Below are 25,087 nucleotides of genomic sequence, written 5' to 3'. Positions count from 1 at the left end.
TTATGAGCAAATTCTGGCAAATTTCCGAAACTATCCCGAAAGAGGTACGGTGCTACCGGAGACTAAATTAGTAGATGCACCCTGATTAATTAACTCCCAACCAATTTTGGCCCGGGAGTTTTTTTTGTCGATCGCACCTCAGATCAAATCCGATTGCATAGCCCTGTATTCATCTCCATCTTCTCTCTCTGTGTCCTCTGCGCTCTCTGCGGTTAAATAATTCCGATACAACCGGAAACGATATCAAGCCATCAACTCTGACTAATTTCCCAAACTGTCCGGAACGAGGTACTGTCGCGCCGGAGACTAAATTAGTAGATGCACCCTGATTAATTAACTCCCGACCAATTTTGGCCGGGTTTTTTTTGTGTTAAGGCTGATGCTGAAAAAATTTGAGGTAAGTTTCCGGATTGCGCTGGAATTCTGAGGAAGCTTAATTGGTAGATGCACCCTGATTAATTAACTCCCGACCAATTTTGGCCGGGTTTTTTTTGGCAAAAATTAGATATAACCAGAGGTAGCGACTGTTTGAGGGCTGAAGTATAAGCTCAGAAACCCGGTTTCTAGGAGTTTTGCTCTTGGGTTACGACAAATGTTGAAAGAAACTGAGATCTTGCACCATTCTCAATTACCTTTTTATGAACAGGCAAGATGCCTGTTCCACAAGAAAATTCATCTTTTGTGGAACGGGCATCTTGCCCGTTCTTGAGAATGGTGCAAGATGTGAGAAGAAACCGAGTTGCTGAAATAAATTTTCTAAATTTTCCTGAATGTGGTGCTGTCGGAGCGGAGATTAAATTATGTAGATGCACCCTGATTAATAAACCCCAGCCAATTTTGGCCGGGGTTTTTTTTGATCGAAAGCTGGATCGAGTCGATCGACCTACAACAGATCGAAAGACTGCACCTCAAGCACCGGGCCGATCATCGCAAAAGTCATTACATCCTTGCGGATTTCACCTTTGACGCTGACTTTAAGACCAGCTTTTTTCAACTCAGAAGGAGCATCCTTAAGTTCGTAAGTTTCCCCATCTTCGCCGATTAAAGCCCAAGTGCCCGGGCCTAATCCTTTGCGTTCAATTTCGCCTTTGACTGTAATACTCATGCTGACTGCGCCTCTGTTTTAATAGCCAAACGTGCCAATCCAAAACACAACAAAGCATTGACAATCAAGAATGTTTGTGCTACTAAACCAGTTCCCAATCCCCAAACTGCGGGAGAGAGAACAGCATTCACTGCTAAACAGCTAGCAAAGCCGATCGAAGTTGCGATCGCGATCCACTTCCACTCTCTGTGTCCCAACAGCAAAACAATCAAAATCCCGGGAATTAAAACGCTAGCAAATAAGGGATTCAGCATACTGCTGCCGTTAATTGCACCGCCGAGTTCGGGGATAGAACTACCCATGATTCTCATCGGCCACTGCGGCAAGTCAAATACGAACAAGTTGCGGAGGAAACAGAAGCCAGAACTTCCAGCAATCAAGCCGCCGGAAAAGCCCCAAGTCCACTGGAACGGGAAATAATTCCGCAAAATGAAAGCCAGCAGGTAAGAACCGAGCACCATGGCAATTTTCGGCAACAGGGCGACTGCACCGCCGTCAATCCAGAAGCGGGGGCTGAGATAGCCGTTGTCGCGCAGCCAGCGGAAGAAGTCGCGGAAGTTGATTTGTCCGCGCTGGGCTAGCTGAACTGCTGCGCCTGCGTCTAGATGTCCCGAACCAAAATGGTTTAAGGGGTCTTCTGTGACATTTCGCGAGGATTGCAAGAGTATGCTGCGAATTTGGTCTGGTTCTGTGATGCCGGAGGCTTTGATTAGGGCTGCTACGCCGGCGACGTGGGGAGAAGCCATGCTGGTGCCTTGGTAGGCTTCAAAGACTTCGTTTCCTGTTTCTGGGTCGATCGTACTTTGGAGAATTTTGCCCAGTTCAGAACCACCGGGGGCAGAAATGTCAACCCCGGCGCCGAAATTGGAATAATCGGCTTTTTCTTCGTTGGGGCCGAGGGCAGAAACGCCGATGACGTGGGGATAGCGGGCGGGATAGGAAGCGGAACTTTCGCCGGAGTTGCCTGCGGCTGCGATGATGACAACGCCTTTAGAGTGGGCGTAGTCGATCGCCTCTTCCATTAACTGACTTTCGCCACCGCCACCTAAACTCATGTTGATGACATCTGCGCCATTGTCTGCTGCAAATTTAATTGCTTCGGCAATGTCGGAAACTGTACCGCCACCGCTGCCGCCTAATACTTTGAGCGGCATTAAAGCTGCTTCGTAGGCGATGCCTGCGACGCCGTAGTTGTTGTTAGTTGATTGGGCGACAGTACCTGCGACGTGAGTACCGTGGCCGTGGTCATCGTAGGCTTCGGCGCGATCGTTTACAAAGTCGTAGCCCGGTACAAATTTGGTTTCTTTTAAGTCGGCAACGGGGGTAATGCCGGTGTCAATTATCGCTACTGTTGTACCGCTGCCTTTGGTTTCGTTCCAGGCAGATTCTACGTTGATGCTGCGAAGATTCCACTGCTTGGTATACATGGGGTCGTTGGGAATCTCGAAAGCGCTGTATACGTAGTTCGGTTCAATGTATTCGGTATCTTTAGCCAAATTTGATTTTCTCAGGGCGTTTAGCAAAGTGCGATCGCCCTTGACAACATACACATTATCTGATGTTGAGAATTCGCTGTTGAGTTGGGGTGATATTTGGTACTGTTGGGCGATCGCATTTACTTCTTTGGCAATCTGGGCAGCACCGATATCTTCGCGGAAATCCAGCACAATCGAGTCGTAAGTGCCTTGAGTAGCCAGTCCTGGGAAATTTGAAATCGCCCAGCCGAGCCCGATTAAAAATAAGCACAAAAGGAAAAACTTTTTCATGGCCGATCGTCCGTTTAGGGAAGGCTTGTTCACCACAATAACCCAATTTTCAGTGCGATCGCCAGTTTTACGGGTGGCGGCTGCTGGATAACTCGCGGGCGGGCCTTTGGTATGTGGTGGTGGGGGCTGCCCGTGCGATCGCAAATTGGTATAATTTCTAGTTTAAATTGCCGAGCAAGTTTGAGGAGTTCAATCAATTGTATCATGAGAGGAGATGGCAAACAAAACCGGGAGTATTTTTTACCAGAAATAATTGGTTTAAAGCCTCTCCCCGATCCGGATAAATTAAAAGAAAACTATTCATTACTCCAATCCTCTTCCTTTTAGGTAGAGGTCGCCCTCATCTGTCAACTGTCAACTGTCAACTGTCAACTGAATGAAAAGGATATTGCATGGAAAGAGGTTTAATGTGGCTGCCGCTGCTGGCACTTTTTATTGCTCTGGCTTGGGCTGGATGGAACGAGTATCAAAAGCTAGAAGCGTATCGCGTCTGGGCGGAACAATTCGCTAAGGCAAAATACGATATTTATGCTGTACTCGGTCAGCAAGAAGACTGTTTGACTTGGGGGAAACCTACTCGCAGCGGCCCTGTGAATTTGCAAAGTTTTTCGTTGAAAAATGTGCAGTCGCTGCGGTTGTTAGTTAACGGTGCTGTGGTAGATTTAGAATCGCCGCCGAATTCTGGAAAAGCGATCGCCATAGAATTTCTGTTAAAAGATACTGCGGCGGTGCAGGTTCCTTTTACAGAAGTTCCTCTAGCAACTAAATGGGCAAAGTATTTGCAACAGGAATTGCAGAGATTTCTCTAAGATTATAGAGTCAATGCCATTTCTGAATCCTCTGATGTCCGGTAGATAGCTCGCAATCAAATAGGTTTGTAGTGAGGGAGCATCTCATTTTTGCAAAAAGCATTTTTTCTTTCAGTGCTGTCCCCGCTCGCGTGCTTTATAAAGCACGCGAGCGGGGACGCTCGCACTACAAATGCAAAACTCAGAGGCTCCCTGTAGTGAGGACTTCAGTCCGCATAAAATCCGAGGACTGAAGTCCTCACTACAAACGAGATAACTGTTATTTTACCCGACTATAAATTGTTTTTTACCTTCCCCTTCCCCTGCGAATGCAAATACAGGAATTTTTACAGCGCTACCAAGAGGGAGAGCGTAACTTTGCTCATATTGACCTCAGCGGTGCTAGTTTAAGCGGTGTCAACCTTCGAGAAATAGACTTAACTGGTGCTAACTTGACGGGTGCTAATTTGAGCTGGTGTTTTTTGAGCAATGCTAAGTTAATTGGGGCTTGTTTGCGCCGCGCGGATCTCCGCAGTGCGGGGATGGCTGGGGCGAATCTGACTGGGGCAAATTTGAGCGGAGCAAATCTTGCGAAAGCAGATTTGCGTCTTGGTTGTTTGGAAGCAGCAGATCTTAATTGGGCGGCGCTGTGCGAGGCGGATTTGGGCGGTGCTAATCTTCAAGGAGTTAAATCTGACCAAATTAATTTAGAAAAAGCTAAACTCGACGGCGCGCAGTTGATGGGGGCGGAATTGATGGAGGCGAATCTCAACCGCGCGAGTCTTGTTGGTGCGAATTTGACGGGTGCTAATTTGCGGGAAGCGCATTTGGTGGAAGCGAATTTGCGATCGGCAATTTTGAGCGGTGCAAATTTGATTGAAGCTGACTTGAATGGTGCGATTTTGCGATCGGCAAATCTGACGGGCGCTGACTTGCACCGAGCTGTGCTGGCGGGGGCGGATTTGACTGAGGCGGTGCTGGATCGGGCTGATTTGAGTCGAGCGAATCTGGCGGGTGCTTATTTATTGAAAGCGAGTTTTAAGCAGGCGCTTTTGCTGCGAGCTAACTTGCAAGAAGTGTATTTGCTGCGGGCGGATTTGAGCGAGGCTAATTTACGCAGTGCTGATTTGCGGAAAGCTGATTTAAGCGGCGCTTATTTGGTGGATTCGATGTTGGCTGAAGCGGATTTAAGAGAAGCTTGTTTGATTGAGTGCCATTTAATTCGGACGGATTTGGAGGGGGCGCAGCTTACGGGGTGCTGCATTCAAAATTGGCAGGTTCAAGATGTCGAGCTGTCTAAAGTTAACTGTCGTTATGTTTTTACTGACTTTGATTATACTGCGAAAGTTGTGGCAAATCGCTTTCCGGTCGATCGCGATTTTGAGTCTGGGGAATTGGGACAGCAGTATCACGAGGAAAGTTCGATTGTGGAGGTGTGTTTTGGTGAGTTTCCTAATTGGGAGGCTTTGGTGTTTACGGTGCGTCGGGTGGAGTTAGAGAGTTGCGAACTTCAGTTGAACATTCAATTTTTTGAGTCTGCCCGAGAGCAAAATTTACTGCGGCTGAGCGCGAACCGTTTGGTGAATGGTAAGATTTTGGGCGATCGCATATTGGCGCTTTATCCAGATATGTTGGAAAAGGTTTTAGCTAAGGGCGCTGAAATTTTGATTTTGCTGGGATTGGCTGTTGCGGATAACGGTTCGCAGGAGGAGTCAGCAACACCGCAGCCACCAAGGCCGCTCCCAAAAGAGGTGTTGCTCAGAAGACAGGAAATCTACGAGCGAATGGTGCGCCAAATTTCGTTTATTTTGATGTCTCAGACGCCGGATAAATTCTCTGAAAGCGTACAGCGGTTGTTGGATTATTTGAAGCAGGAAGGTGTTCCGACAGAGCAGATTCAGAAGAAAGTAATCAGTCAGGCGATCGTGGAGCGGGCCAAGCAAGACGCGGGTTTTCGGGAACAGTTGTTGAGGTGGGAGAAAACGGCGTCGGCGAGTATTCGCTGTTCGATGATGGGGGAAGCGGTGCGATTTGCGATCGCCCTTTTGTGGGAATGAATAGGGAGCATCTCAGTTTTGCATTTAGAGTGCTTTCCGGAGCTCGCGTATTGTACACGCGAGCGGGGACGCTCGCACTGTTTCTGCGTACACAAAAGCCCGCGAGTTTCTCGAAAGCCCGCGAGCGGGGACGCTCGCACTGTTTTTTTGCGATCGCGTGTTTCACCCCGGGCCGCGAGCGGGGACAGCACTTTTTGTCGTCAGATTAGCTGTTTTCCCAGAAAAAAGGATATTTTTCAGGTGTATCTGATAAGTTAGCTTTGACAGGATTTTGTTTAATATATTCCCAGGTATTGATAAAATGTTGGTGGCTGTTAATAATTTCCGCGTGTCGCCCATCTTGCCAAACTTTACCGATATGCTTCATTACTTTAGGAATCTCGGTTGAACTGAAACCTTTAAGACTATGAAGCAAGCTTCCAATTGACCAGTCTTGAGAATCAGACTTCGGAAAAGGCTGAAGCAAAAGATGTACGTGATCTGGCATAATAACGGCAGCGAATAGTTGATATCTTTGGTTGTGAAAGTGCAAGGTAGAATCTAGAACAACTTGTCGAGCCGGTGGAGTTAGTTCTAGTCTTTCCCAGGTAACGAATGTTATAAAATGGATATTCTTGGGGAGTGGTAATTGAATAAAATCTTGTTTCAATGACATTGATTTACCTCATTTAATTGCAAATTGGATTGAGTGCCAGGGACGGCGTGGAAAAATTGGCAAAAATCGCCGGAAATCCTACAGTGCGAGCGTCCCCGCTCGCGTGGAAAAATACCCATCGCTCGCGGATCAAAATTGGCAAAAATCGCTGGAAATCCTACAGTGCGAGCGTCCCCGCTCGCGTGGAAAAATACCCATCGCTCGCGGATCAAAATTGGCAAAAATCGCCGGAAATCCTACAGTGCGAGCGTCCCCGCTCGCGTGAAAAAATACCCATCGCTCGCGGATCAAAATTGGCAAAAATCGCCGGAAATTGCACAGTGCGAGCGTCCCCGCTCGCGGGAAAGAATAGCCCAATCCCGAGCAAAAATCAACAAAAATTGTCGGAAATCCCACAGTGCGAGCGTCCCCGCTCGCGTGGAAAAATACCCATCGCTCGCGAAAAATACCCATCGCTCGCGTGGAAAAATACCCATCGCTCGCGTGGAAAAATACCCATCGCTCGCGTGGAAAAATACCCATCGCTCGCGTGGAAAAATCAACATCAATTCGGTACAAGAATCAACATCAATCGTGCGGCAAAATCAATATATAGCCTTTCTCAAAAAGATGAGGTATAACTGACAGCTCATATAACCACTAAACTAAGAAGGGCCCAAGCCCAACAACATACCTCATCTTTCTGAGCACCGTTATAAATAGCCCGATCGCACTATTCCTCCACCAGCCAACCAATTACCAATCTTGACTCGCCAGTTGGCGGCCCGCTAAAGCCCGCACTTGCTCGTCTACGTCGGAAACTGCGAGCGATCGCACCAATCGCAAAGTTTCCTCATTTTCGGGATAATGTTCGATAATTGCTTCGAGTGCTGTAAACCGGGGATTGTAAGCAAAAGAACCTGTTCTATCGTAGGCATCGGTAAGAGCTCTGTGGCGCAAAAACTCAAACATTCCCGGTTCGTCCTTCCATCCCCGAATTAACTCTACCAGAGCGATCGCCCGCACCTGCGAATCATCATCCTGCTCGGCCCTAATTTTCAGCCACTCAAAAGTTTGAGACTCATTTGTCCGCCCCCGGGCTAACTTTTGCAAAGCAATTTTCCTAACAGCCGAACTCTCATCGCCCTCTGCTTTAGCCTCCAACATCCGCAAAGTTTCAGCACCATCGGGCCAATTGCGAGCGAGTTCCTGCACCGCCACCTCACGCACCTCCTCATCCCCAGCCTCAAGCTGAATTTTCAACCAAGACAAGGTTTCCGGCTCTTGCGGCCATCCCCGCGCTATTTCTCGCACCAGCACGCTCAGCAAGTGAGAATTGGGCTCCGACTCCGCCAGTTGTTTGAGAAAAGGCAGCGTCTCGCCCCGGTGTCCCCAGCCTCTTGCTATCTGTTCCACCGCAGTTTCTCGGACGTTGATGTGTCTGTCTGATTCAGCCAGAATTTTCAACCATTCAAAGACTTCGAGACTGGCTGACGGTAAGGTGGCTGCGGCTACTACTACCACTTGCCGCACAGTCCAATAATCATCTGAGTTCGCAATTTTTTGCAGCAGGGGCAGTGTCTCTGGGCTGTCGGGCCAACAGGAGGCAATTTGTTGCAAGGCTATTTCGCGCAGTTCGGCGTCGAGATCGCTCGTAGCTATATTTTGCAAAAAAGCCAGAGTTTCGGGCTTAGATGGCCAGCCAGAGGCAATTCCTTGGACTGCCGCCTGCCGGACGGTGGAACTCGCGTCGGACTGGGCGAGACTTTTCAGCAGCGGGTAAATATCTGGTTCGCCCGGCCAGCGCGAGGCCAATTCTTCGATCGCCGCTGTTCGCACTTCTTCGTTGCTGTCGGAGGTGGCTAGGGTTTTCAGCAGCAAGCAAACCTCGTCATCGGCGGGCCAACCCGCTGCCAATTCCCGCACCGCTACTGTTCGCAGGGTAGAACTTCCTGTCTGGGCAAGGTTTTGAAGCTGGGACACCGTGCCTAAAACGCTGTGCCAACCTCTGGCTATTTCTTGCCACGCTACGACTCGCACTCCCAAATTTTCGTCGGATTCGGCGGCCGTTCTCAGCAGCAGCAAGGTATCTGTGCGATCGGGCCAACGAGAGGCCAACTGTTCCAGGGCGCAGGTGCGGACTGCGGGACTGCGATCGGACTGAGCCAGAACCGCCAGCAGCGGCAAGGTATCGCTGTTAGAGGGCCAACCAGAAGCCATTTCTTCGATTGCAGCCGATCGCACTGCCCAGCTTCGATCGGATTTAGCGAGGTTTTTGAGCATCAGGTAAATTTCTGGTTCGTCAGGCCAACCGCAGGCTATGGCTTTGACTGCTGTGGCGCGGACTTCGCCGCTGTCGCTGGAGTGTGCTAGTATTTTGAGCCAAGGCAGGGTTTGCGGGTCGTTTTTCCAAGTTTGGGCGATCGCGGCGATCGATCGATAGCGAATTTGATAAGTTTCCTGCAATTCTTCAGCGCTTTGATAAAGAATCAGAAAAACCGTACCGTATTGCGATAACTTTTTTAAAGCGTTTAACAGTTTTTTTTCTGTTGTTTCATTGATGCCATTTTTAACTCTTGATAGGCATTCTGCTGCTAAAAATAAATTAATAAATTTTTCTTGTTGACCATTTTGAGTTATCAAATATTCTATAACTTCGCTCGCTGTTTCTTTGTCGAGCTTGGCTGCAATTTCTCGGAGGAATTCGTGCAAAGATTCATCTCGCCAGTGCTGGCCGAAAACTTGTGTTTGGAGTTCGGCCCCAGTCAGTTGACCTGTTTTGAGTTGTGCGTCGATTAACTCTGCCACTGTCTGGGGATTATTTTCGACAACAAGTTTTTTTAATAACATAGTGATATCCTACCCCCTAAAGTTTGTTTGGATTGAAAATCTGAAATAAGACGCTCGCGGTTGAAACGGCTTCTATAGATACAAAACCCGCTTGTATAGCGGATTGAAAACCGAGTGGTTGAAATTACGCTATCTTCTTTACACCGTGCAGGCGGACGAAAGTTTGACTGTAGATGCGATTTCTACCGCTGTCCGATCCAGATTGTAGTATGCAGCCGATCGACTCTATTTTATATCAAAACTACTGGCTCGATCGCGCCCCAATGCAAAATCCGCCACCACCGAATCGGAATGTTGGGTGTTGGCGGATGGATCTCGAACAATTGGGGCGTTGAATCTAGCTAGCTGCTACTTGGACGCGATCGCCTGCAACCCGAACCCGAAAAGTCGGAATTGTTACCGTTTCATCGTCCAAACACTGGCCAGTAGCCAAGCTAAAATTCTGCTTGTAAATCGGAGAAGCAACTTTTAGAGTGCCGCTGCGATCGCCCACAAGTCCTCGGGACAACACAAAAGCCTTGCTAAACGGGTCGTAATTGCTCAAAGCATACAGTTCATCCCCGTTTCCCACTCGGAAAACAGCCACTTGTTCCCCAGCCACCAAAGCGCAAACTCCTGTATTTGGGGCGATCGCATCCAGGGAGCACACATCTACCCAAGTTGTTACTGTATCGGAAACCTGTAATGATTGAACCATTTTTTTCCTGTTAATTTAATACGACTAATCTCATTCCCAGTCTACGGCTTTCATCGTATCAACAATTGGCTAAAACCTACGAGCGCTCTCGTTTGTCTGGGAGCCTCGCTCCCCCCAAATCCCTCTAAAAAAGGAATATGCAAGATAATACTCCTGTTCCTCCCTTTTTTTAATGGGTTAGGAAACTTTGATAATACTCCTGTTCCTCCCTTTTTTTAATGGGGTTAGGAGAATTTTGATAATACTCCTGTCCCCCCCTTTTTAAGGGGGGTTAGGGGGGATCCGGGGCTTTGCCTAAAACAATCAAGCTGACAATAGGTTTAAGTTCAAGTTGACACGCTTGGAATTATTCCGAAACTCCAGCTAGAGCCTTTTCATCCTCGTAAGCAGGGCGATTTTGTCCCCGTTCCTCGACACGAACAATACTCGGATCTGGCAAATCGGAATTCACAAAATGCTGGAATCGCTGCACCTTTTGCGGGTCTTCAATCGTCGTTTTCCACTCGCATTGATAAGTATTCACCAAATGCTCCATCTGCGCCTCTAACTCAGCACAAATGCCCAGAGAATCCTCAATTACCACCTGCTTCAAGTATTCAATACCGCCCTCAAGCTTGTTCAACCAAGTAGCGGTACGTTCCAGGCGATCGGCCGTGCGAATGTACAAGACCAAAAAGCGATCGATATACTTAATCAAAGTTTCCTTATCGATATCCGCCGCCAGCAAAACCGCGTGCTGCGGCTTAATCCCGCCGTTACCGCACACGTACAAATTCCAACCATTCTCAGTAGCAATAATCCCAAAATCCTTGCTTTGAGCTTCCGCGCATTCGCGAGTGCAGCCAGAGACAGCAGACTTGAGCTTGTGGGGCGATCGCAAACCGCGATAGCGCAACTCAACCTCGATCGCCAAACTCGTCGAATCCTGCACCCCAAAGCGGCACCAAGTGCTACCAACACAAGATTTGACAGTCCGCAAAGCCTTACCGTAAGCGTGTCCAGACTCAAATCCCGCATCAATCAAGCGGTGCCAAATATGCGGCAACTGATCCACCCGAGCACCAAGCAAATCGATCCGCTGTCCGCCAGTAATCTTAGTATAAAGCCCAAAATCCCTGGCAACTTCTCCCAAAGCAATCAACCTCTCCGGCGTAATTTCTCCACCCGGGATGCGCGGTATCACCGAATAAGTACCGTCGCGCTGAATGTTTGCCAAATAGTAATCGTTGGTATCTTGCAAACCAACGTGAGACTTCTCTAGAATATGGTCGTTCCAAGTAGAAGCCAGCATCGAAGCCACAGCAGGCTTGCAAATTTCGCAGCCGTGCCCTTTGCCGTGTTTGGCGATCGTCTCATCAAAGCTTTTCAGCTCTTGAGAGCGCACCAAATGGTACAATTCTTGACGGGAAAACTCAAAATGTTCGCAGAGATTATTTTTGACCGCAAACCCGGCTTTCTTCATCTCCGACTTAAAGATATCCGTCACCAAAGGCACGCAACCGCCGCAGCCCGTACCAGCTTGAGTGCATTTCTTGACACTGCCGACATCAGTTAAATTGCGATCGCGAATCGCCTCACAAATCTGCCCTTTGCTGACATTATTGCAAGAACAAATTTGAGCAGAATCCGGCAGACTCTCCACACCAAAACCAGCAGGTGCTCCGCCTTCGCGCGGTGGCATCAACAAATCTTCTGGATGTGGCGGCAAAGCAATATCATTTTGCATGAATTGCAGCAAAGTGCCGTAAGCAGAAGCATCTCCGACGAGAATACCGCCTAAAATTCGGCTACCATCTTGATTTAAAACTAATTTCTTGTAAGTGCCTTGGAAATTGTCAGCAACAACAATCTCTTTAGCACCGGCAGAATTCGCAAAAGCATCACCAAAACTCGCCACATCCACACCCAAAAGTTTCAGTTTTGTGGACATATCCGCACCAGTGAAAGTGCTAGTGGGACGGGCATCTTGCCCGTCATCCGCAGCGCTGCTCAAAATATCTGCTGCTACGCCAGCCATTGTATAACCAGGGGCAACTAAACCGTAGATGCGATTTTGATAAAGTGCACATTCGCCGATCGCATAAATATCAGAATCCGAAGTTTGGCAGCTATCATTGATCGTAATACCGCCGCGCTCTCCCACCGCAATCCCGCAATCTCGGGCGATTTCATCTCGGGGGCGAATGCCAGCAGAAAACACAATCATATCCGTTGCCAATTCCGAACCATCAGCAAACAGCATCTTAGAAACTTTGCCATCTTCGCTAACAATTTCGGTGGTAGATTTGCTAGTGTGAACCGAAACCCCCAACTCCTCAATTTTGTTACGGAGAATCGCACCACCAACCTCATCAACTTGCACGGGCATCAGCCGCGACGCAAACTCAACCACATGAGTTTTTAAACCCATATTTTGGAGAGCATTAGCGCACTCCAAGCCTAACAAACCGCCGCCAATTACTACACCTATTTTGCAATTTTTAGCATAATCTGACATCGCCTCCAAATCGTCAATTGTCCGGTAAACAAAAGTACCAGCCGCGTCTTTGCCTTTGATAGGCGGTACAAATGGATAGGAACCGGTGGCGAGAACAATTTTGTCGTAGGGAACTTCTAAACCGTTGGCTGAAGAGACAGTTTTTTGTTCGCGATTGATGGCGACTGCTTTGTCGCCGATGTGAATTTGAATACCATTTTCTTGATAAAATCCCGGTGCAACTAGAGATAAATCTCCCGCCGTTTTCCCAGAGAAAAATCCGCTGAGGTTTACGCGATCGTAAGCAACGCGCTGCTCTTCACAAAAAGTAATTAAATTCCAGTTTTTGGCAGCATCCGAGCTCACCATTAACTCTAGGAACTTGTGACCTACCATACCATTGCCAATTACAATCAGATTTTTTTTGGCTGTCATTAGAATCTCTTTTATCTCGTTTATCCGTCGTTGGTTTTATTAATATAAGAATTTTTTGTAAACTTTTGTATGTATGGATACAAAAAGTTAACTTTTATGCAATTGTCGTATGGTGGCGATTGCATTTTTGCATGAGGTGTGGTGACAGTTGATAATTGACAGTTGATAATTGACAGTTGATAATTGATAATTCACAGGGCAGGAGATTGTTCGGTAAATATCCACTGTCCATCTGTTCACTGTCAACAGTCCCTCTGCTCACTGTCAACTGTCATTGAGTTTTTGTTTGGTTGTTTTGATGATGCTGGTTAGTAGTTTTAGGAGTTCTTTTAGGTCGTTTAAGATTGATTCGCTTTCTTTTGGGGTGAGATAATCGGTTTCTCGAAGTAGCAATATCCAGTATTCAGTTTCGTGGGCTTCTTTGAGGGCTATCGCTAGTTTATGAATAAAATCGGCTTTGCTTTCTGCTTGTTCTGCTTCTCTAACTAATGCACCGATAGCTGTTCCAGATCGTAGTAGTTGTTTTGACAATACATATTCTTTTTTATTGAAAAACAAGTATTTATATAGGTTTACCGTTCGGACGGCAAACGCAAAAGATTTATTTTTGAGTGGTGAGTTATCAGTCATTGACAGTTGATAGTTGATAGTTGACAGTTGATAGTTGATAGTTGATAGTGCCCGAGATTGTTCGCTAAATATCCACTATGAACTGTCAAGTGTCAACTGTCAATAGTCCCCTCTCAACTGTCAATTGCCAACTGTCAACTGTCAATTCTTCACTGTCAACTGTCAACTGTCAACTGTCAACTGTTTAAGCTCCCATACCGGAATACTGTTTTAAACCCTGCCGCCACAGCCAGCGATTCCACACAAAAAACACCACACCCCAACCCAGCATCACCAACAAACCACGGCCAACATCAACGGGCAATCCGATCAAAATTGAAGCAGGAAAATGAATCAAATAAGGAAACGGAGTCCACAAAACCACTGCGCGCACTGCTGGGGGAAACACTTCTAACGGTGCGATAATTCCCGATAAAAACAGGTAAATCAAGAACCAAAATTGCTCGATCGCACTTGCGCGCTCTATCCAAAAAGCAAACAGCGCAAAGGTATACTGGATCAGGAACCGCAAGCAAAAAGCCAAGACGACAACCAAGGAAAACAGCAAAAACCTGCCCAAACTCGGCACCCAAAAAGACTGTGGGTAAAGTGCAAAAAACAGCAGCACTAATCCGAATACAAAAGGTAGCCTCGCAAACCTTTCGGAAACATGAGATGCGAAGTGATGCCATACTGGATCTAGAGGCTGCAACAATCTATTAGATAACTTGCCTTGGACTACTTCTTTTTCAAACTCCCAAATCACCCAAACAACATTAGTTTGTCGGACAATGAAAGCTGCCAAAAAGTAACGGGCAAAGTCGATCGCCTTTAGCCCAAACTGACCACTTTCTGATGCTTGCATCCACACGCCCATCAAGATAAACGGCAAAGCTCCCGACAGGGCCCACAAAAACAATTCTGCCCGGTATTCGAGCATATAAGCGTAGTAAGTCAGTAGCAAAGTTTTAGCAATTCTGATGATTCTTTTCATATCAATCTCACTAAAAAAATTATAGGTAAAGGTACGTTGTTGGGCTTTAGCCCTCTTTCGGCGTATATAGAAAGAGGGCTGAAGCCCAACAACGTACCTATCTTTATCTTGAGAATAAAACACCTTGCTTTTTAGGTAATCTGGGGGAACTCTACACTTTTCCCGTGCGAAAAACTCGACCGATTACCTCTTCAATTGGCGGATCTGTGACAGTCAAATCTATCACTTCCAACTGGGCTAAAATCTTCGACACGCTCGCCGTCAGCTCCTCCCTTTTGACCAAAAACCGGACTGAATTACCTTCAATAGATTCTACCTCGCCGTAAGCAAAAGCGCTATCTTTTGCTAGCGGTTCGGCTAATTTTACCTGGACTTCTCGGTAAGGTGCAAACCTGTCGAGCAATCCGTCCAAACTGCCATCATAAACTAATTGCCCTTCATGGATTAACAAAACACGCTTGCATAAAGCCGTAATGTCAGCCATATAGTGACTTGTCAAAAGCACAGTTGCTTGATAGCGCTCGTTATATTCTCGCAGAAATTGCCTGACACTAAACTGTGCGTTGATATCCAAACCTAAAGTCGGTTCATCTAAAAATAATACCTCCGGTTGGTGTAGCAGCGCGGCCATCAATTCCGCTTTCATTCGCTCGCCTAAAGACAGCTTGCGTACCGCCTGATTTAATTTGCCTTCTAGTGACAGCATTTCTGTCAATTCTCCAATTCGCTGTCGGTAATCTCGATCGGGAATGCCGTAGACTGCGGCATTGATTCGCAGAGAGTCGAGTACGGGTAAATCCCAAATTAACTGCTGTTTCTGCCCCATAACTAAGGTGATTCTTTGCAGAAAAGCTGCTTCGCGGCGGAAAGGAGTACGATCGCACACAGTGACAGTACCATCAGACGGGTAAATCAAACCAGTCAACATTTTCAGCGTCGTAGTTTTGCCCGCACCGTTAGCGCCGAGAAACCCCACCACTTCACCAGGTTCGATACTGAAAGAAACGCCCTCAACTGCTTTGATATTGCGGTAAGTGCGCTTAAAAAAGTGCTGCATGGTTCCTTTCAGTCCCGGTTCCTTAATCGCTACGGGATAAACTTTGCTTAAGTCTTTAACTAAGATAATTGGCATTGGCTCTAGTTTTAACTTTTATTTTAATGTGCGATCGCGCGATCGGGTTGTGCCAAGCTGTAGAATATTACAAGATATCCATTATCACATCGCACAAAATTTACAACTATGGTACTCACCCCCGATAATTCTGGCATCCCTCGCTTGGTAGGAGACAATACTGCTGAAAATATTACACTTGCACCGGGACAACTTGCCAGTTTTCCTGGGGGAGTTTGGATGCTGGGCGGCAATGATACTGTCAGGGGCGCGTCAGATGCAGAAAGGATTTTCGGCAACGATGGTAAAGACAGTCTGTTTGGCGGTGCCGGCGATGATTCTATTTACGGCGGCAAAGCTGATGACGATGTTTTGGGAGAAGCTGGAAACGATTTCTTGACGGGAGATAAAAATAGTGATTTCGTTGATGGCGGCGTGGGAAATGATTTGCTGCGCGGGGGGCAAGGTGTTGATTTGTTAGTCGGTGGTGACGGCAACGATACTTTAATTGGCGACAGAGATGTGGATGTTTACAAAGGAGGTGCGGGCAACGATGTCTTTGTTTTGAGAGTCGATCAAGCTGGACTTAGATTAGTTGGAAATGAAGTTCCTGACGCCGTAATTATCGATTTTGATAAGTCTAGCGATTCAATCGGAATTAGTACGGCATTCACCAGCAGCAATATCACTTTTGAACAAGTGAGTTATAGTTTAAACGATCCGAGACTACTGTTACTCGATCCAGGAAGTATCTCGGGGGGAACGAGTTTGTTAGCCAAGGGCGGCATCTCGCAGCAAAGTCTCGATCCCGATCGTAATGGGCGTGTGGAAGCTACTAATATTAGATTCGGTTTTACTAATGCTTTGTTGGGGACTGTGTTGAATGTGACTCCGGCAGATTTAAACGGGCGTTTGATTAATGCTAGTTCTCTGCTTTAATCTGTAGGTGTAGGGTGCGAAATACGCACCTTATTAGAAAGATGAGGTACGTTGTTGGGCTTGGGCCCTCTTAGTATTTATGATATAGTAAGCGAGGTCGCATCAAAAACTCCATTTACAGTCATACCTCATCTTTCTGATAAATGCTATATGCACCTTATTAGACTTGAATTAAATAAATCTGACTTTGATACATAAACCGCAGATGATTTTCTGCTCGCTGGAAATGAATGCAATTGCTCGTCTACTAATAATACCAATTATAGAAGAATTCTTGGTACAATATTTGAGGTTGAGTTTGTTTGCTCGACAAAGATTGGATCAAGGTACGTTGTTGCGCTTCAGCGCTCTTTATATATATTCGGAAAGAGCGCTGAAGCGCAACTACGTACCTAATTTTTCGTTTTTTATATATATTCGGAAAGAGCGCTGAAGCGCAACTACGTACCNTTCGGAAAGAGCGCTGAAGCGCAACTACGTACCTAATTTTTCGTTTTTTATATATATTCGGAAAGAGCGCTGAAGCGCAACTACGTACCTAATTTTTCGCTCTTTATATATATAAGCAAAGAGCGCTGAAGCGCAACTACGTACCTAATTTGTCTGACGACAATAAATTTACCCTGCCATACTAATAATGACTACTGACTAATTATAACTTGCCCTTTTCCATTGCCCACTGCATCAAACCGGGGAATAAGCGATAGGCTTCCGATGCCAAGAAAGCAGGGCCGACTGTGACTTCTGCACGCTGATTCTTCACTGCATCCCAGATAGCTTTAGCAATATCTTCCGGCTGATTTGCCCAGTCATGAATTCCTTGGGGCGCCAATTCCAATCGCAAAGTTTCTGTCAAACCCGTTACTGCATACTTACTGGCACAATATGCAGTCATTTGAGGTAAGGGCATTTTGCCACCAATGGAACCAACATTGACGATTGTACCCGTTTTGCGATCGAGAAAATGTGGCAAAAGTTCTTGAATTGTGTTAACGCAGCCCCAAAAATTGGTATTCATTAATTGCTGCCAATCTTCGGAGGTGGTTTGCTCGATCGCCCCTGCGAGACAAATTCCAGCATTATTCACCAAAACATCAATGTTTCCGCAGGTATCCAGGGCTTTTTGGACGATCGCCCGCACTTGTTGAATGTCACCAACATCCCCCGCAATCGCCATAGCCGAAGTGCCTTCACGCTGCACCTGAGCCGCTGCTGCTGCCAATCTTTCCGGCTCCCGAGCCACCATCACCACATCGTAACCCTGACGGGCAAATAACAGTGCCGTTGCCTTGCCACTTCCTTGAGAAGCGCCTGTAATCAAAACTGTAGGAGCCATAGATAGTTTTAAATTGGGAGTTGTCAGCGTTAACTGCGAGATTTATTGATTGTTACACATTTTTTTATTAAAAAGGTGGGGCCCGAGGATCTCGCCCCCAGCCCCTACCCTCGGCTGATTACCAGAAATAATTGGTTGAAAGCCTCTTCGTTTTAGGGAGAAATTAACAGAAGACGATTCATTACTCCAATCCTCTTCCTTCCAGGTAGAGGTTGCTGTGGGAGCATCTCAGTTTTTATAGTCCCCGCTCGCGTATTGTACAATATGCGAGCGGGGACGCTCGCACTCAATCAAAGAAAAAATGCTTTTTACAAAAATGAGATGCTTGCGGTTGTTGTTAACTATCAACTGTCAACTGTCAACTGTCAACTGTCAACACTCTTTTAAATCACCAAAAAATCATTTGCTCGCAGCAGCCCGGTGACTCCACTGACATTTGCCAACACTGAGCCTGTCGCAGCAATTTTGATCGCATTTCCACTAGCAGTCTGGGTAATGTCTAACTGTCCGAAGCTCAAGCCATTGCCAAGGATAATCTTATCGCTATCAGTGTCAAAATTCGCGATCGTATCGATACCACTATCTAGATTTAACAAAAAGCGATCGCTACCTTCTCCGCCGATTAGAAAATTATTGCCCTTTTCACCACTCAGGAAATCATCTCCCAAACCACCAAGCAAAGTATCATCTCCCTTGCCGCCATACAAGCTGTCATTGCCTGCACCGCCATCCAAACTGTCAGCACCACGGCCTCCAAATAGGATATCATCGCCACTGTTACCTGTCAGCGTATCGAGTCCCTTGCCACCGTAAATACTGTCATCGCCGGCACCACCATCGAGGGAATCACTGCCTTTTCTGCCACTGATGAAATCGTTACCGCTAGCACCTAGTAAAGTATCGTTATCATCAGTACCTACCAGATTTTTGCCCTCAAAACCGAGAAGTGTAGTAGAAGTTGTGGAAGGGTTAACATCGCCTGTGAGAATCGCAACACCGACTGCTTCCAGTTTGATCGCACTTTCACCTAAAGCCACCTTTTGAACTTTGGCAATTTCCGAGGCAATAGACTCAGGTGAAGAGTTAGATTTCACCTGATCTATCTGCTGATTAGCCTCAACCATTACCTTCGCTGTTTGCGAGGAAATTTTGGAAAGTTTTTCAGCGTCGAGATTGCTATCAACTTGTTTGACGTTAGCAATAGATTGCTGGATAATGCCTTCTACCTGCGTCGCATTGTTCAAATCCAGGGAACCGCCGGATTTAATTTTACTGTTAATTGCTGCAACAACAGCTTTGGTAATTGCACCATTATCCGCCCCAGATGCACCGTCTATTAAGCTCGTGGTTTGGGTGACGACGTTTTGGACTTTTGTCATCGCGACTAGAGTTTCGACACCACCAGGCTCATTTTTGGCCGTAGATGCGATCGGATCTAAGTCCAGTAAATCAACTCCCGCAGGAATAGACAGAGTAGATTTAACCTTTGACTCAGCTTCAGTCTGCGACATTCCCCCAGCCGTCAAATCAGTAACTAAAGTAGTTAATAGCGTGACAACAGTGGAATCTATCGGTGCTGAAACAGGAGTTGTCAGTGGCAAGCCCGTCGAAACATCCGTCCCCCCAAAAGCAACTAAATTGCCTTCTTCTGGGTCAAAGTTCCCATTTTTGTTCGTATCAAAACTGTCCGGGATATCGAGTTCGTATTCGCCATTAGCATCAGTCGTAGAAAATGGTTCGCTAGCATCTTTGACTCCGTTTTTATTCGCATCAAAGAAGATAGTCGCACCCGCAATATAACCATCAACGACCACACCATTTTTAGTGACTACTAACTTGATAAAATCGCTCGCACTCGCACCGGAAGTGTCGGTTGCGGTCAACTTAATATCCAGAGAGTTCCCTTTAGTAATGTCGCCGCTGAAAGTACGGGTAGTAGGATTAAAAGTAATCCAACTCGGTAAAGGTTGACCGTTTTCTAAAGTGGCTGAGTAAGTTAACTTGTCACCAGAATCTGGGTCTATAAATGCCTTTTCGGGAACCGTAAACTCAAATTTGGATGATTTTTTAACTATCGGGCTGTCGTAGTACCAGGGAGTAGTTTCCTTGCTTTTGTTTAACACGGGTGGGCGGTTAGTTTCGGCGTTGGTGACGCTGACATCCTCTGCATTGAGGTTGTTGTATTTTGGATCGGTGCTGACAGCAGGGGCGGTGACAATTGTGTATTTTTTATCGTCATCTACTATCTTGTCATCAACACCTTTTACTATGACTTTTTGGGCTTGATTCCAATCGGTAGGAGTGAAGGTGAGAGAGGCTGGGGAAATAGTTCCTTCTACTGTATTGGAACTACTTAAGCCGATGCTGACATTAGCGGTGGGTTGGCTATTGAGTTTGACCGTAAATGAGTCACTGTCGCCTGATTCTGTGGTTTTTAATCCGGTTGTTGGGCTGACGGTGATTCCACCAGGTGTTGGAGTAGTAATTGGAATTGGAATTGGTTTTGGTGGAGTTGGAGTTGGAGGAATTGTAGTTGGAGTTGGAGGAATTGTAGTTGGAGTTGGAGGAATTGTAGTTGGAGTTGGAGTAATGCTGGCGGTATTAGTGAGGGTGATATCAGACGGATTTAGTTTGTCGTATTTTTTGTCAGCACTAACAGCGGGTTGGGTAATGATTGTGTAAATTTTATCGCCGTCATTTACCTTGTCGTCAACTCCTGTTACCGTTACAGTTTGCGGAGTCTCCCAATTGGTAGGATTGAAATTCAGAGAAGCTGGAGAGGCTGTTCCTTCTGTTTTATCGGAACTACTTAAACCTAGGGCTACAGTAGCAGTTGGCTTGCTATTGAGTTTGACGGTAAATGTTGCCGTTCCCCCTGCTTCTGTAGTTTTTAATCCCGATATCGGAGTGATTGTAAAACCAGCAGATGTTCCAGGTGTTGGCGGTGGTGGCGGTGTTGGAGTCGGGGCGGGAGTGGGCGTAGGTGCTGGTTTTGATGTGTCGGTAAGGGGACTGGTATCGTTGATTAAAATTCTTACATTGCCAAGATAGTTGCCGGCAATGTCAGGTTTTTTATCTCCATTAAAGTCGGCATATACAGGATTAAATCCCGTCCAAGGAATGTCGGTATAAGTGTTGAATTTGCCAGTGTTGTCTCCCCACAAAATAAAGTTTGAGAGCAAATCTCCGACTACTAAATCATTTTTGCCATCAGCATTAAAGTCTAATACTTGAATGGACGAAGGGCCGATTCCTCCGAAAAAGCTAGTTGCTGTGCCAAAATTGCCTTTCCCGTCTCCAAACAGTATGGAAATGTCGTCGGAATAGTAGTTGGCTGATACGATGTCGGTTTTGCCGTCTCCGTTGATATCTCCCGCTGTAATGGCGGTGGGATATTTCCCTAGATTAAAGTTGGTAGCTTTGCCAAATTTTCCAGTACCATCTCCTAAATTCACGGAAATATTTGTTGAGTATTGGCTGGCAGTGGTTAAGTCTATTTTGCCGTCTCCGTTTACGTCTGCCCAAGCGATGGAAGAGATGTCTGTTGTGATATCAATAGCCTGGGCTTTGCTAAACTTACCCGTACCGTCTCCCAAGAGGACGAAAATTTTGTTATTCGTATAGTCTACGGGGGCTAAATCGACTTTGCCGTCACCGTTGAAGTCGATCGAATAGATGAAATTAAATGGTACTCCCACTTCAAAGTTGGTGTAAGAAGTAAAGCTGCCTTTGCCGTCTCCCCACAAAATCGAATTTTTGTCAGTACCGTAGTTAGTGGCGAATAAATCTGTTTTGCCGTCACCGTTGAAATCTGCGCTGCTAAAGTCATAGGGGAATTCTCCCGTAGAGGAGTAGCTACCAATGCTGAATTTACCTGTACCGTCTCCTGGCAAAATGCCAATTTGAGTCGATAGCAAATCCATGGTTGCTAAATCTGTTGTTGAGTCGCCGTTAAATTTTCCTGCGGTGACATTTGTAATATATCTACCTGAATCGAATTCTGTTACTTTGAATGGGCTAGCCATAGTTGATTCTCCTGATTTATTTTTGGTTTGAGCTATGTTAAAAATGAATGAGAAGTTCTTACCAGTTTCATTTTTCGTACTTAAGATGCTAAAACAAGTATTTTTTTAAGTCAATTCATAAAAGTCATGACTTTGAGTTCATAAAAGTCATAAAAGTCATAAAAGTCATAATTGTAAAATTATGTTACATTCGTTAGACAATATGGGAGCATCTCAGTTTTGCATTTAATAGTGCGAGCGTCCTCGCTCGCGTATTATACGATACGCGAGCGAGGACGCTCGCACTATAAGAAAAAAATGCTTTTTACAAAAATGAGATGCTCCCGACAATATCGTCAATATAAGGTGCTACAAGTTTTTCGATCTCAAATAGTTTGTGCGCTTTCTGATAAAAAATTTCAGATAAATTTTTACTAATTACTCGCGCTAATTCTGATTTATCTAGTTTGAAACTATCAAATATATATCTTGGAAAAGTTTTTATAATCAAATTTTGGAACGGGCAAGATGCCCATTCCACAAAAATATCTTTTACAAAAATATCTTTTACAAAAATATCTTTTTCTGTGGAACTGGCATCTTGCCAGTTTCTAGATATTTTTATAATATGTCTAATACTTTGCGGATAAAATGTTGTATTTAAGATGATAAAATCAGCTATAGCATTTATTGACAGCTTATATAACCGCTTAAACCAAGAGGGCTGAAGCCCAACAACGTACCTCACCTATCTGAGAAGGGCTATATTTTTAAAGTATATTTATAAATTTAATCAATCTAGTTGATTAAATTCATGATTTTGAGTTAATAAAGATTATTTTTGTCAAAATACGATCGCCCGCAACGACACCATAGACTGCTTGGGGCGCTCTCAAAATAAATAATCTCATGGAAATTTAAATGAATATTCCGCAAAAACCGTCGAATTGGTCGATCGCCCTTATCTTAACGATCGGCGTATTAGCAGTCTCAACCGCCTCAATCTTAATCCGGCTAGCCAACCTGAAAGCAGGCGCGGGCGGCCTCGGTTTCAGCCTCGTACTCGCCGCTTCTCGCTTGACTTTATCCGCCTTAATTCTGCTTCCAGCTTGGCCGAAAATTCAGTGGAAAACCCTACAACCCGGAGCTCGGCGCTATGCTGCGGCGGCTGGTTTGTGTCTCGCCCTGCACTTTGCTCTCTGGATTACCTCACTGTCTTATACTTCGATCGCAGCTTCCACAGCCCTCGTCACCACAAATCCCGTCTGGGTAGCGCTGTTATCCCGCTTCTGGTTTGGCGAAAAACTCAGCAAAATGTCGATCGCAGGCATTACTATAGCGCTTGCTGGCGGAATGGCGATCGCCCTCGGAAGCACAGGCGCAGCCAAGGGCGGCAACACTCAATTATTCGGCGATATCCTTGCTCTGACGGGTTCCTGGGCTGTCAGCTTGTACTTGCTGCTGGGCCGGGAAGCTCAACGGCGGGGATTGGGAATTGGCGGTTATATCGCGATCGCCTATACTGTTGCTGCGATCGTCCTGCTACCTCTACCCCTCGCCTTCGGTACCAGTTATACCGGTTATCCAAACATCGTATATTTTTACATTTTATTAACCGCCGCCTTGCCTCAATTAGTAGGTCACACCATTTTAAACTGGGCTGTAGCGCAAATTTCCCCAACTCTGGTAACTCTTGCCATCTTGTTTGAACCCGTTGGGGCGAGTTGTTTGGGTTATTTGGTGTTCGGCGAAATGCCTGCGCCAGCCGTACTCGCAGGTGCTGCGGTACTCCTCTTCGGTGTAGCCGCCGCCACTTTCGGAACCCAAAAATCCTAGTGAATAAGTTAAAAGCAAAAAAGATAGCAAATATCTTCGCCGATCAACCGTCAACCGTCAACCGTCAACTGTCAACTGTCAACTGTCAACTGTCAACTGTCAACTATCAACTGTCAACTGCTATAAAAACCTACTTTCTGTCTGTAATTGTAAAAATTGCAATTAGACGTTGCACTTTTTGCATAAGTTTGTTACAAAATGTAACATTCGTGACAAACTGCTCAAAAAAGTCTTGATATGTTTCTTTTGGTAGATGACGCAGTAAAAAAACTGCTTGTCAAAAAAAACATATCGAGGAAAGAAAAAATGTCTAAATTAATTGTTGGTTTCACTGCTACTTTATTGGCATCTGGATTATTGGGAAGCTCTGGTCAATTAGTTCAACCACCTACTATTAACAATACAATTATTACCCAAGCCAACGAACAAACACTCATACAGCAAAATCGGGATTTGCTAGTGAAAAATGGTCAAACAGCTAAGAATATTGCTGCTAAAGTAGGCGCAGCAGCTAGCAAGGACGCAGCACCATCGGGTAGCAATCCTTTGCAAGTTAACCAACAGCTAATCTTGCAAAACAGAGCTATTTTTACCAGTATCGCTACCAAAGTAGGCGCAACTGTACCCAGCGTAGCAGGCCCAGGGAGCGGTGACTTAGCGACAGAAAACCACAAATTATTGTTGGGTAATAGACAAATTGTCCGCGCGATCGCTGAAAAATTAGGCGTTAAACTGCCCGCTCCCCCAGAACTGAGTGGCAGCATGGTGCAGAAAAATAACACGCTTCTACAAGGCAACGGCAAGGCTTTAGCTGCGATCGCAGCCAAAGTCGGTGCAACAGTCGCTAAATAGGAAAAAAGGTACCATTTTTATGGTTGTTGTGGGATGGGCCCAGAACCCATCCCACAAACTTGTGTAAATTATTTAATTATTTAATTCGCGATCCTAATGCGATCGGGACTTACGCAGTCAAACTATATATCTCGTGCCAAAAAGGGCGATCGCTTGTTCAAACTCGCAAGCGATTGTCATAGACTTCTCCAAAACAGAAACTCTCGGGCAGGCTCCATGCCTACCCTACAATAATCGTTATTGAAGATATCTATTAAATTAAAAGTTAAACTTCTCAAAAAATCACCTTTACACTGTTAAATGACATATTCCTAGAACTTACGCACCGAGAGTCAATCGATTTTAGATTTTAGATTTTAGATTTTAGATTTTAGATTTTAGATTTTAGATTTTAGATTTTAGATTTTAGATTTTAGATTTTAGATTTTAGATTAGATTTTAGATTAACCCCACGGATAAATTCGGGGGAAGAGAGGATTTTAGATTTTCGATTTGGGATTGATTCCACGGATAAATCACGTGGCGGGTACCACATGCAGAAATTCTTGGTATTCGATCGTCAATTTGTTGTCATTAGTTAAGAGCTATTGATAATAAC

The 25,087-nt window shown here is 45.7% G+C and carries 20 protein-coding genes; 7 read left to right on the top strand and 13 right to left on the bottom strand.

Annotated elements, in window-relative coordinates; all coding sequences use genetic code 11:
* Positions 1 to 883 precede the first annotated feature (883 nt).
* Genes JGK20_RS11320 through JGK20_RS11310 form a run of 3 tightly spaced genes read right to left on the bottom strand, consistent with a single transcriptional unit; the run spans position 884 to position 3,077 of the window.
* Positions 884 to 1,105, bottom strand: a complete 222-nt coding sequence (locus tag JGK20_RS11320) for a hypothetical protein (protein ID WP_293186601.1) — start codon at positions 1,103 to 1,105, stop codon at positions 884 to 886.
* Positions 1,102 to 2,871, bottom strand: coding sequence for a S8 family peptidase (locus tag JGK20_RS11315; RefSeq protein ID WP_293186599.1), 1,770 nt, complete (start codon positions 2,869 to 2,871; stop codon positions 1,102 to 1,104). Before JGK20_RS11315 ends, JGK20_RS11320 begins: the two co-directional genes overlap by 4 nt.
* Positions 2,872 to 2,900: 29 nt before the next feature.
* On the bottom strand, positions 2,901 to 3,077 hold the full coding sequence (locus JGK20_RS11310; protein ID WP_293186597.1) for a hypothetical protein: 177 nt from the start codon (positions 3,075 to 3,077) through the stop codon (positions 2,901 to 2,903).
* Positions 3,078 to 3,263: 186 nt separating this feature from the next.
* Here JGK20_RS11310 and JGK20_RS11305 point away from each other — a divergent pair, with 186 nt between their 5' ends.
* Both JGK20_RS11305 and JGK20_RS11300 read left to right on the top strand, forming a co-directional pair.
* Positions 3,264 to 3,680 carry a hypothetical protein gene (locus JGK20_RS11305; RefSeq protein ID WP_293186595.1) on the top strand — a complete coding sequence of 139 codons (417 nt, stop codon included), beginning with the start codon at positions 3,264 to 3,266 and terminating at the stop codon, positions 3,678 to 3,680.
* A 308-nt stretch (positions 3,681 to 3,988) separates the two neighbouring features.
* A complete protein-coding gene (locus JGK20_RS11300) occupies positions 3,989 to 5,716 on the top strand; it encodes a pentapeptide repeat-containing protein (RefSeq protein WP_293186594.1) in 1,728 nt (575 codons plus the stop codon).
* Positions 5,717 to 5,921: 205 nt separating this feature from the next.
* On the opposite strand, the gene JGK20_RS11295 is transcribed toward JGK20_RS11300, so the two are convergent.
* On the bottom strand, positions 5,922 to 6,371 hold the full coding sequence (locus tag JGK20_RS11295; protein WP_293186592.1) for a transposase: 450 nt from the start codon (positions 6,369 to 6,371) through the stop codon (positions 5,922 to 5,924).
* Between the two features lie 47 nt (positions 6,372 to 6,418).
* Here JGK20_RS11295 and JGK20_RS11290 point away from each other — a divergent pair, with 47 nt between their 5' ends.
* Positions 6,419 to 6,991, top strand: a complete 573-nt coding sequence (locus JGK20_RS11290; protein WP_293230466.1) for a hypothetical protein — start codon at positions 6,419 to 6,421, stop codon at positions 6,989 to 6,991.
* Between the two features lie 115 nt (positions 6,992 to 7,106).
* On the opposite strand, the gene JGK20_RS11285 is transcribed toward JGK20_RS11290, so the two are convergent.
* Positions 7,107 to 9,200 carry a HEAT repeat domain-containing protein gene (locus JGK20_RS11285; protein WP_293198962.1) on the bottom strand — a complete coding sequence of 698 codons (2,094 nt, stop codon included), beginning with the start codon at positions 9,198 to 9,200 and terminating at the stop codon, positions 7,107 to 7,109.
* A gap of 173 nt (positions 9,201 to 9,373) precedes the next feature.
* On the opposite strand from JGK20_RS11285, the gene JGK20_RS11280 reads away from it, so the two are divergent.
* Positions 9,374 to 9,535: a hypothetical protein gene (locus JGK20_RS11280; protein WP_293230463.1), complete on the top strand. Its 162-nt coding sequence runs from the start codon at positions 9,374 to 9,376 to the stop codon at positions 9,533 to 9,535.
* Between the two features lie 2 nt (positions 9,536 to 9,537).
* Here the strand turns inward: JGK20_RS11280 and nirD are convergent, their stop codons facing one another.
* From nirD to JGK20_RS11255, 5 genes are all read right to left on the bottom strand, one after another.
* Complete coding sequence (gene nirD, locus JGK20_RS11275) at positions 9,538 to 9,897, bottom strand: nitrite reductase small subunit NirD (RefSeq protein ID WP_293143783.1); 360 nt, start codon at positions 9,895 to 9,897, stop codon at positions 9,538 to 9,540.
* A 346-nt stretch (positions 9,898 to 10,243) separates the two neighbouring features.
* Positions 10,244 to 12,808 (bottom strand): nitrite reductase large subunit NirB, encoded by a 2,565-nt coding sequence (gene nirB / locus JGK20_RS11270; protein WP_293230461.1) that lies wholly within the window; start codon positions 12,806 to 12,808, stop codon positions 10,244 to 10,246.
* Between the two features lie 264 nt (positions 12,809 to 13,072).
* The gene (locus tag JGK20_RS11265) at positions 13,073 to 13,438 is read right to left on the bottom strand and encodes a four helix bundle protein (protein WP_293186586.1); all 366 of its coding nucleotides are present in this window, start codon (positions 13,436 to 13,438) and stop codon (positions 13,073 to 13,075) included.
* 184 nt (positions 13,439 to 13,622) lie between these two features.
* Complete coding sequence (locus JGK20_RS11260; protein ID WP_293186585.1) at positions 13,623 to 14,411, bottom strand: ABC-2 family transporter protein; 789 nt, start codon at positions 14,409 to 14,411, stop codon at positions 13,623 to 13,625.
* A gap of 151 nt (positions 14,412 to 14,562) precedes the next feature.
* Positions 14,563 to 15,543, bottom strand: a complete 981-nt coding sequence (locus JGK20_RS11255; RefSeq protein WP_293186584.1) for an ATP-binding cassette domain-containing protein — start codon at positions 15,541 to 15,543, stop codon at positions 14,563 to 14,565.
* Between the two features lie 108 nt (positions 15,544 to 15,651).
* Here JGK20_RS11255 and JGK20_RS11250 point away from each other — a divergent pair, with 108 nt between their 5' ends.
* Positions 15,652 to 16,461: a calcium-binding protein gene (locus JGK20_RS11250; RefSeq protein ID WP_293193734.1), complete on the top strand. Its 810-nt coding sequence runs from the start codon at positions 15,652 to 15,654 to the stop codon at positions 16,459 to 16,461.
* Between the two features lie 652 nt (positions 16,462 to 17,113).
* Here JGK20_RS11250 and JGK20_RS11245 read toward each other — a convergent pair.
* The 3 genes from JGK20_RS11245 to JGK20_RS11235 all read right to left on the bottom strand — a co-directional run bounded on the left by JGK20_RS11245 (position 17,114) and on the right by JGK20_RS11235 (position 22,549).
* Positions 17,114 to 17,797, bottom strand: a complete 684-nt coding sequence (locus JGK20_RS11245; protein ID WP_293230460.1) for an SDR family oxidoreductase — start codon at positions 17,795 to 17,797, stop codon at positions 17,114 to 17,116.
* Positions 17,798 to 18,180: 383 nt separating this feature from the next.
* Positions 18,181 to 21,822: an FG-GAP-like repeat-containing protein gene (locus JGK20_RS11240; protein ID WP_293230459.1), complete on the bottom strand. Its 3,642-nt coding sequence runs from the start codon at positions 21,820 to 21,822 to the stop codon at positions 18,181 to 18,183.
* Positions 21,823 to 22,126: 304 nt separating this feature from the next.
* Entirely contained in the window at positions 22,127 to 22,549 is a 423-nt protein-coding gene (locus JGK20_RS11235; RefSeq protein ID WP_293225863.1) for a hypothetical protein, read from the bottom strand.
* Positions 22,550 to 22,722: 173 nt separating this feature from the next.
* Here JGK20_RS11235 and JGK20_RS11230 point away from each other — a divergent pair, with 173 nt between their 5' ends.
* Positions 22,723 to 23,637 carry a DMT family transporter gene (locus tag JGK20_RS11230; protein ID WP_293212309.1) on the top strand — a complete coding sequence of 305 codons (915 nt, stop codon included), beginning with the start codon at positions 22,723 to 22,725 and terminating at the stop codon, positions 23,635 to 23,637.
* A 306-nt stretch (positions 23,638 to 23,943) separates the two neighbouring features.
* Positions 23,944 to 24,489, top strand: a complete 546-nt coding sequence (locus tag JGK20_RS11225) for a hypothetical protein (protein WP_293178333.1) — start codon at positions 23,944 to 23,946, stop codon at positions 24,487 to 24,489.
* The last annotated feature ends 598 nt before the right edge of the window (positions 24,490 to 25,087 follow it).

The sequence above is a fragment of the Microcoleus sp. PH2017_05_CCC_O_A genome (assembly GCF_020738785.1).
Classification (GTDB): Bacteria; Cyanobacteriota; Cyanobacteriia; order Cyanobacteriales; family Microcoleaceae; genus Microcoleus.
The sequence above is the reverse complement of the archived record's forward strand: the minus strand, read 5'-3'. Positions and strand labels throughout refer to the sequence as shown.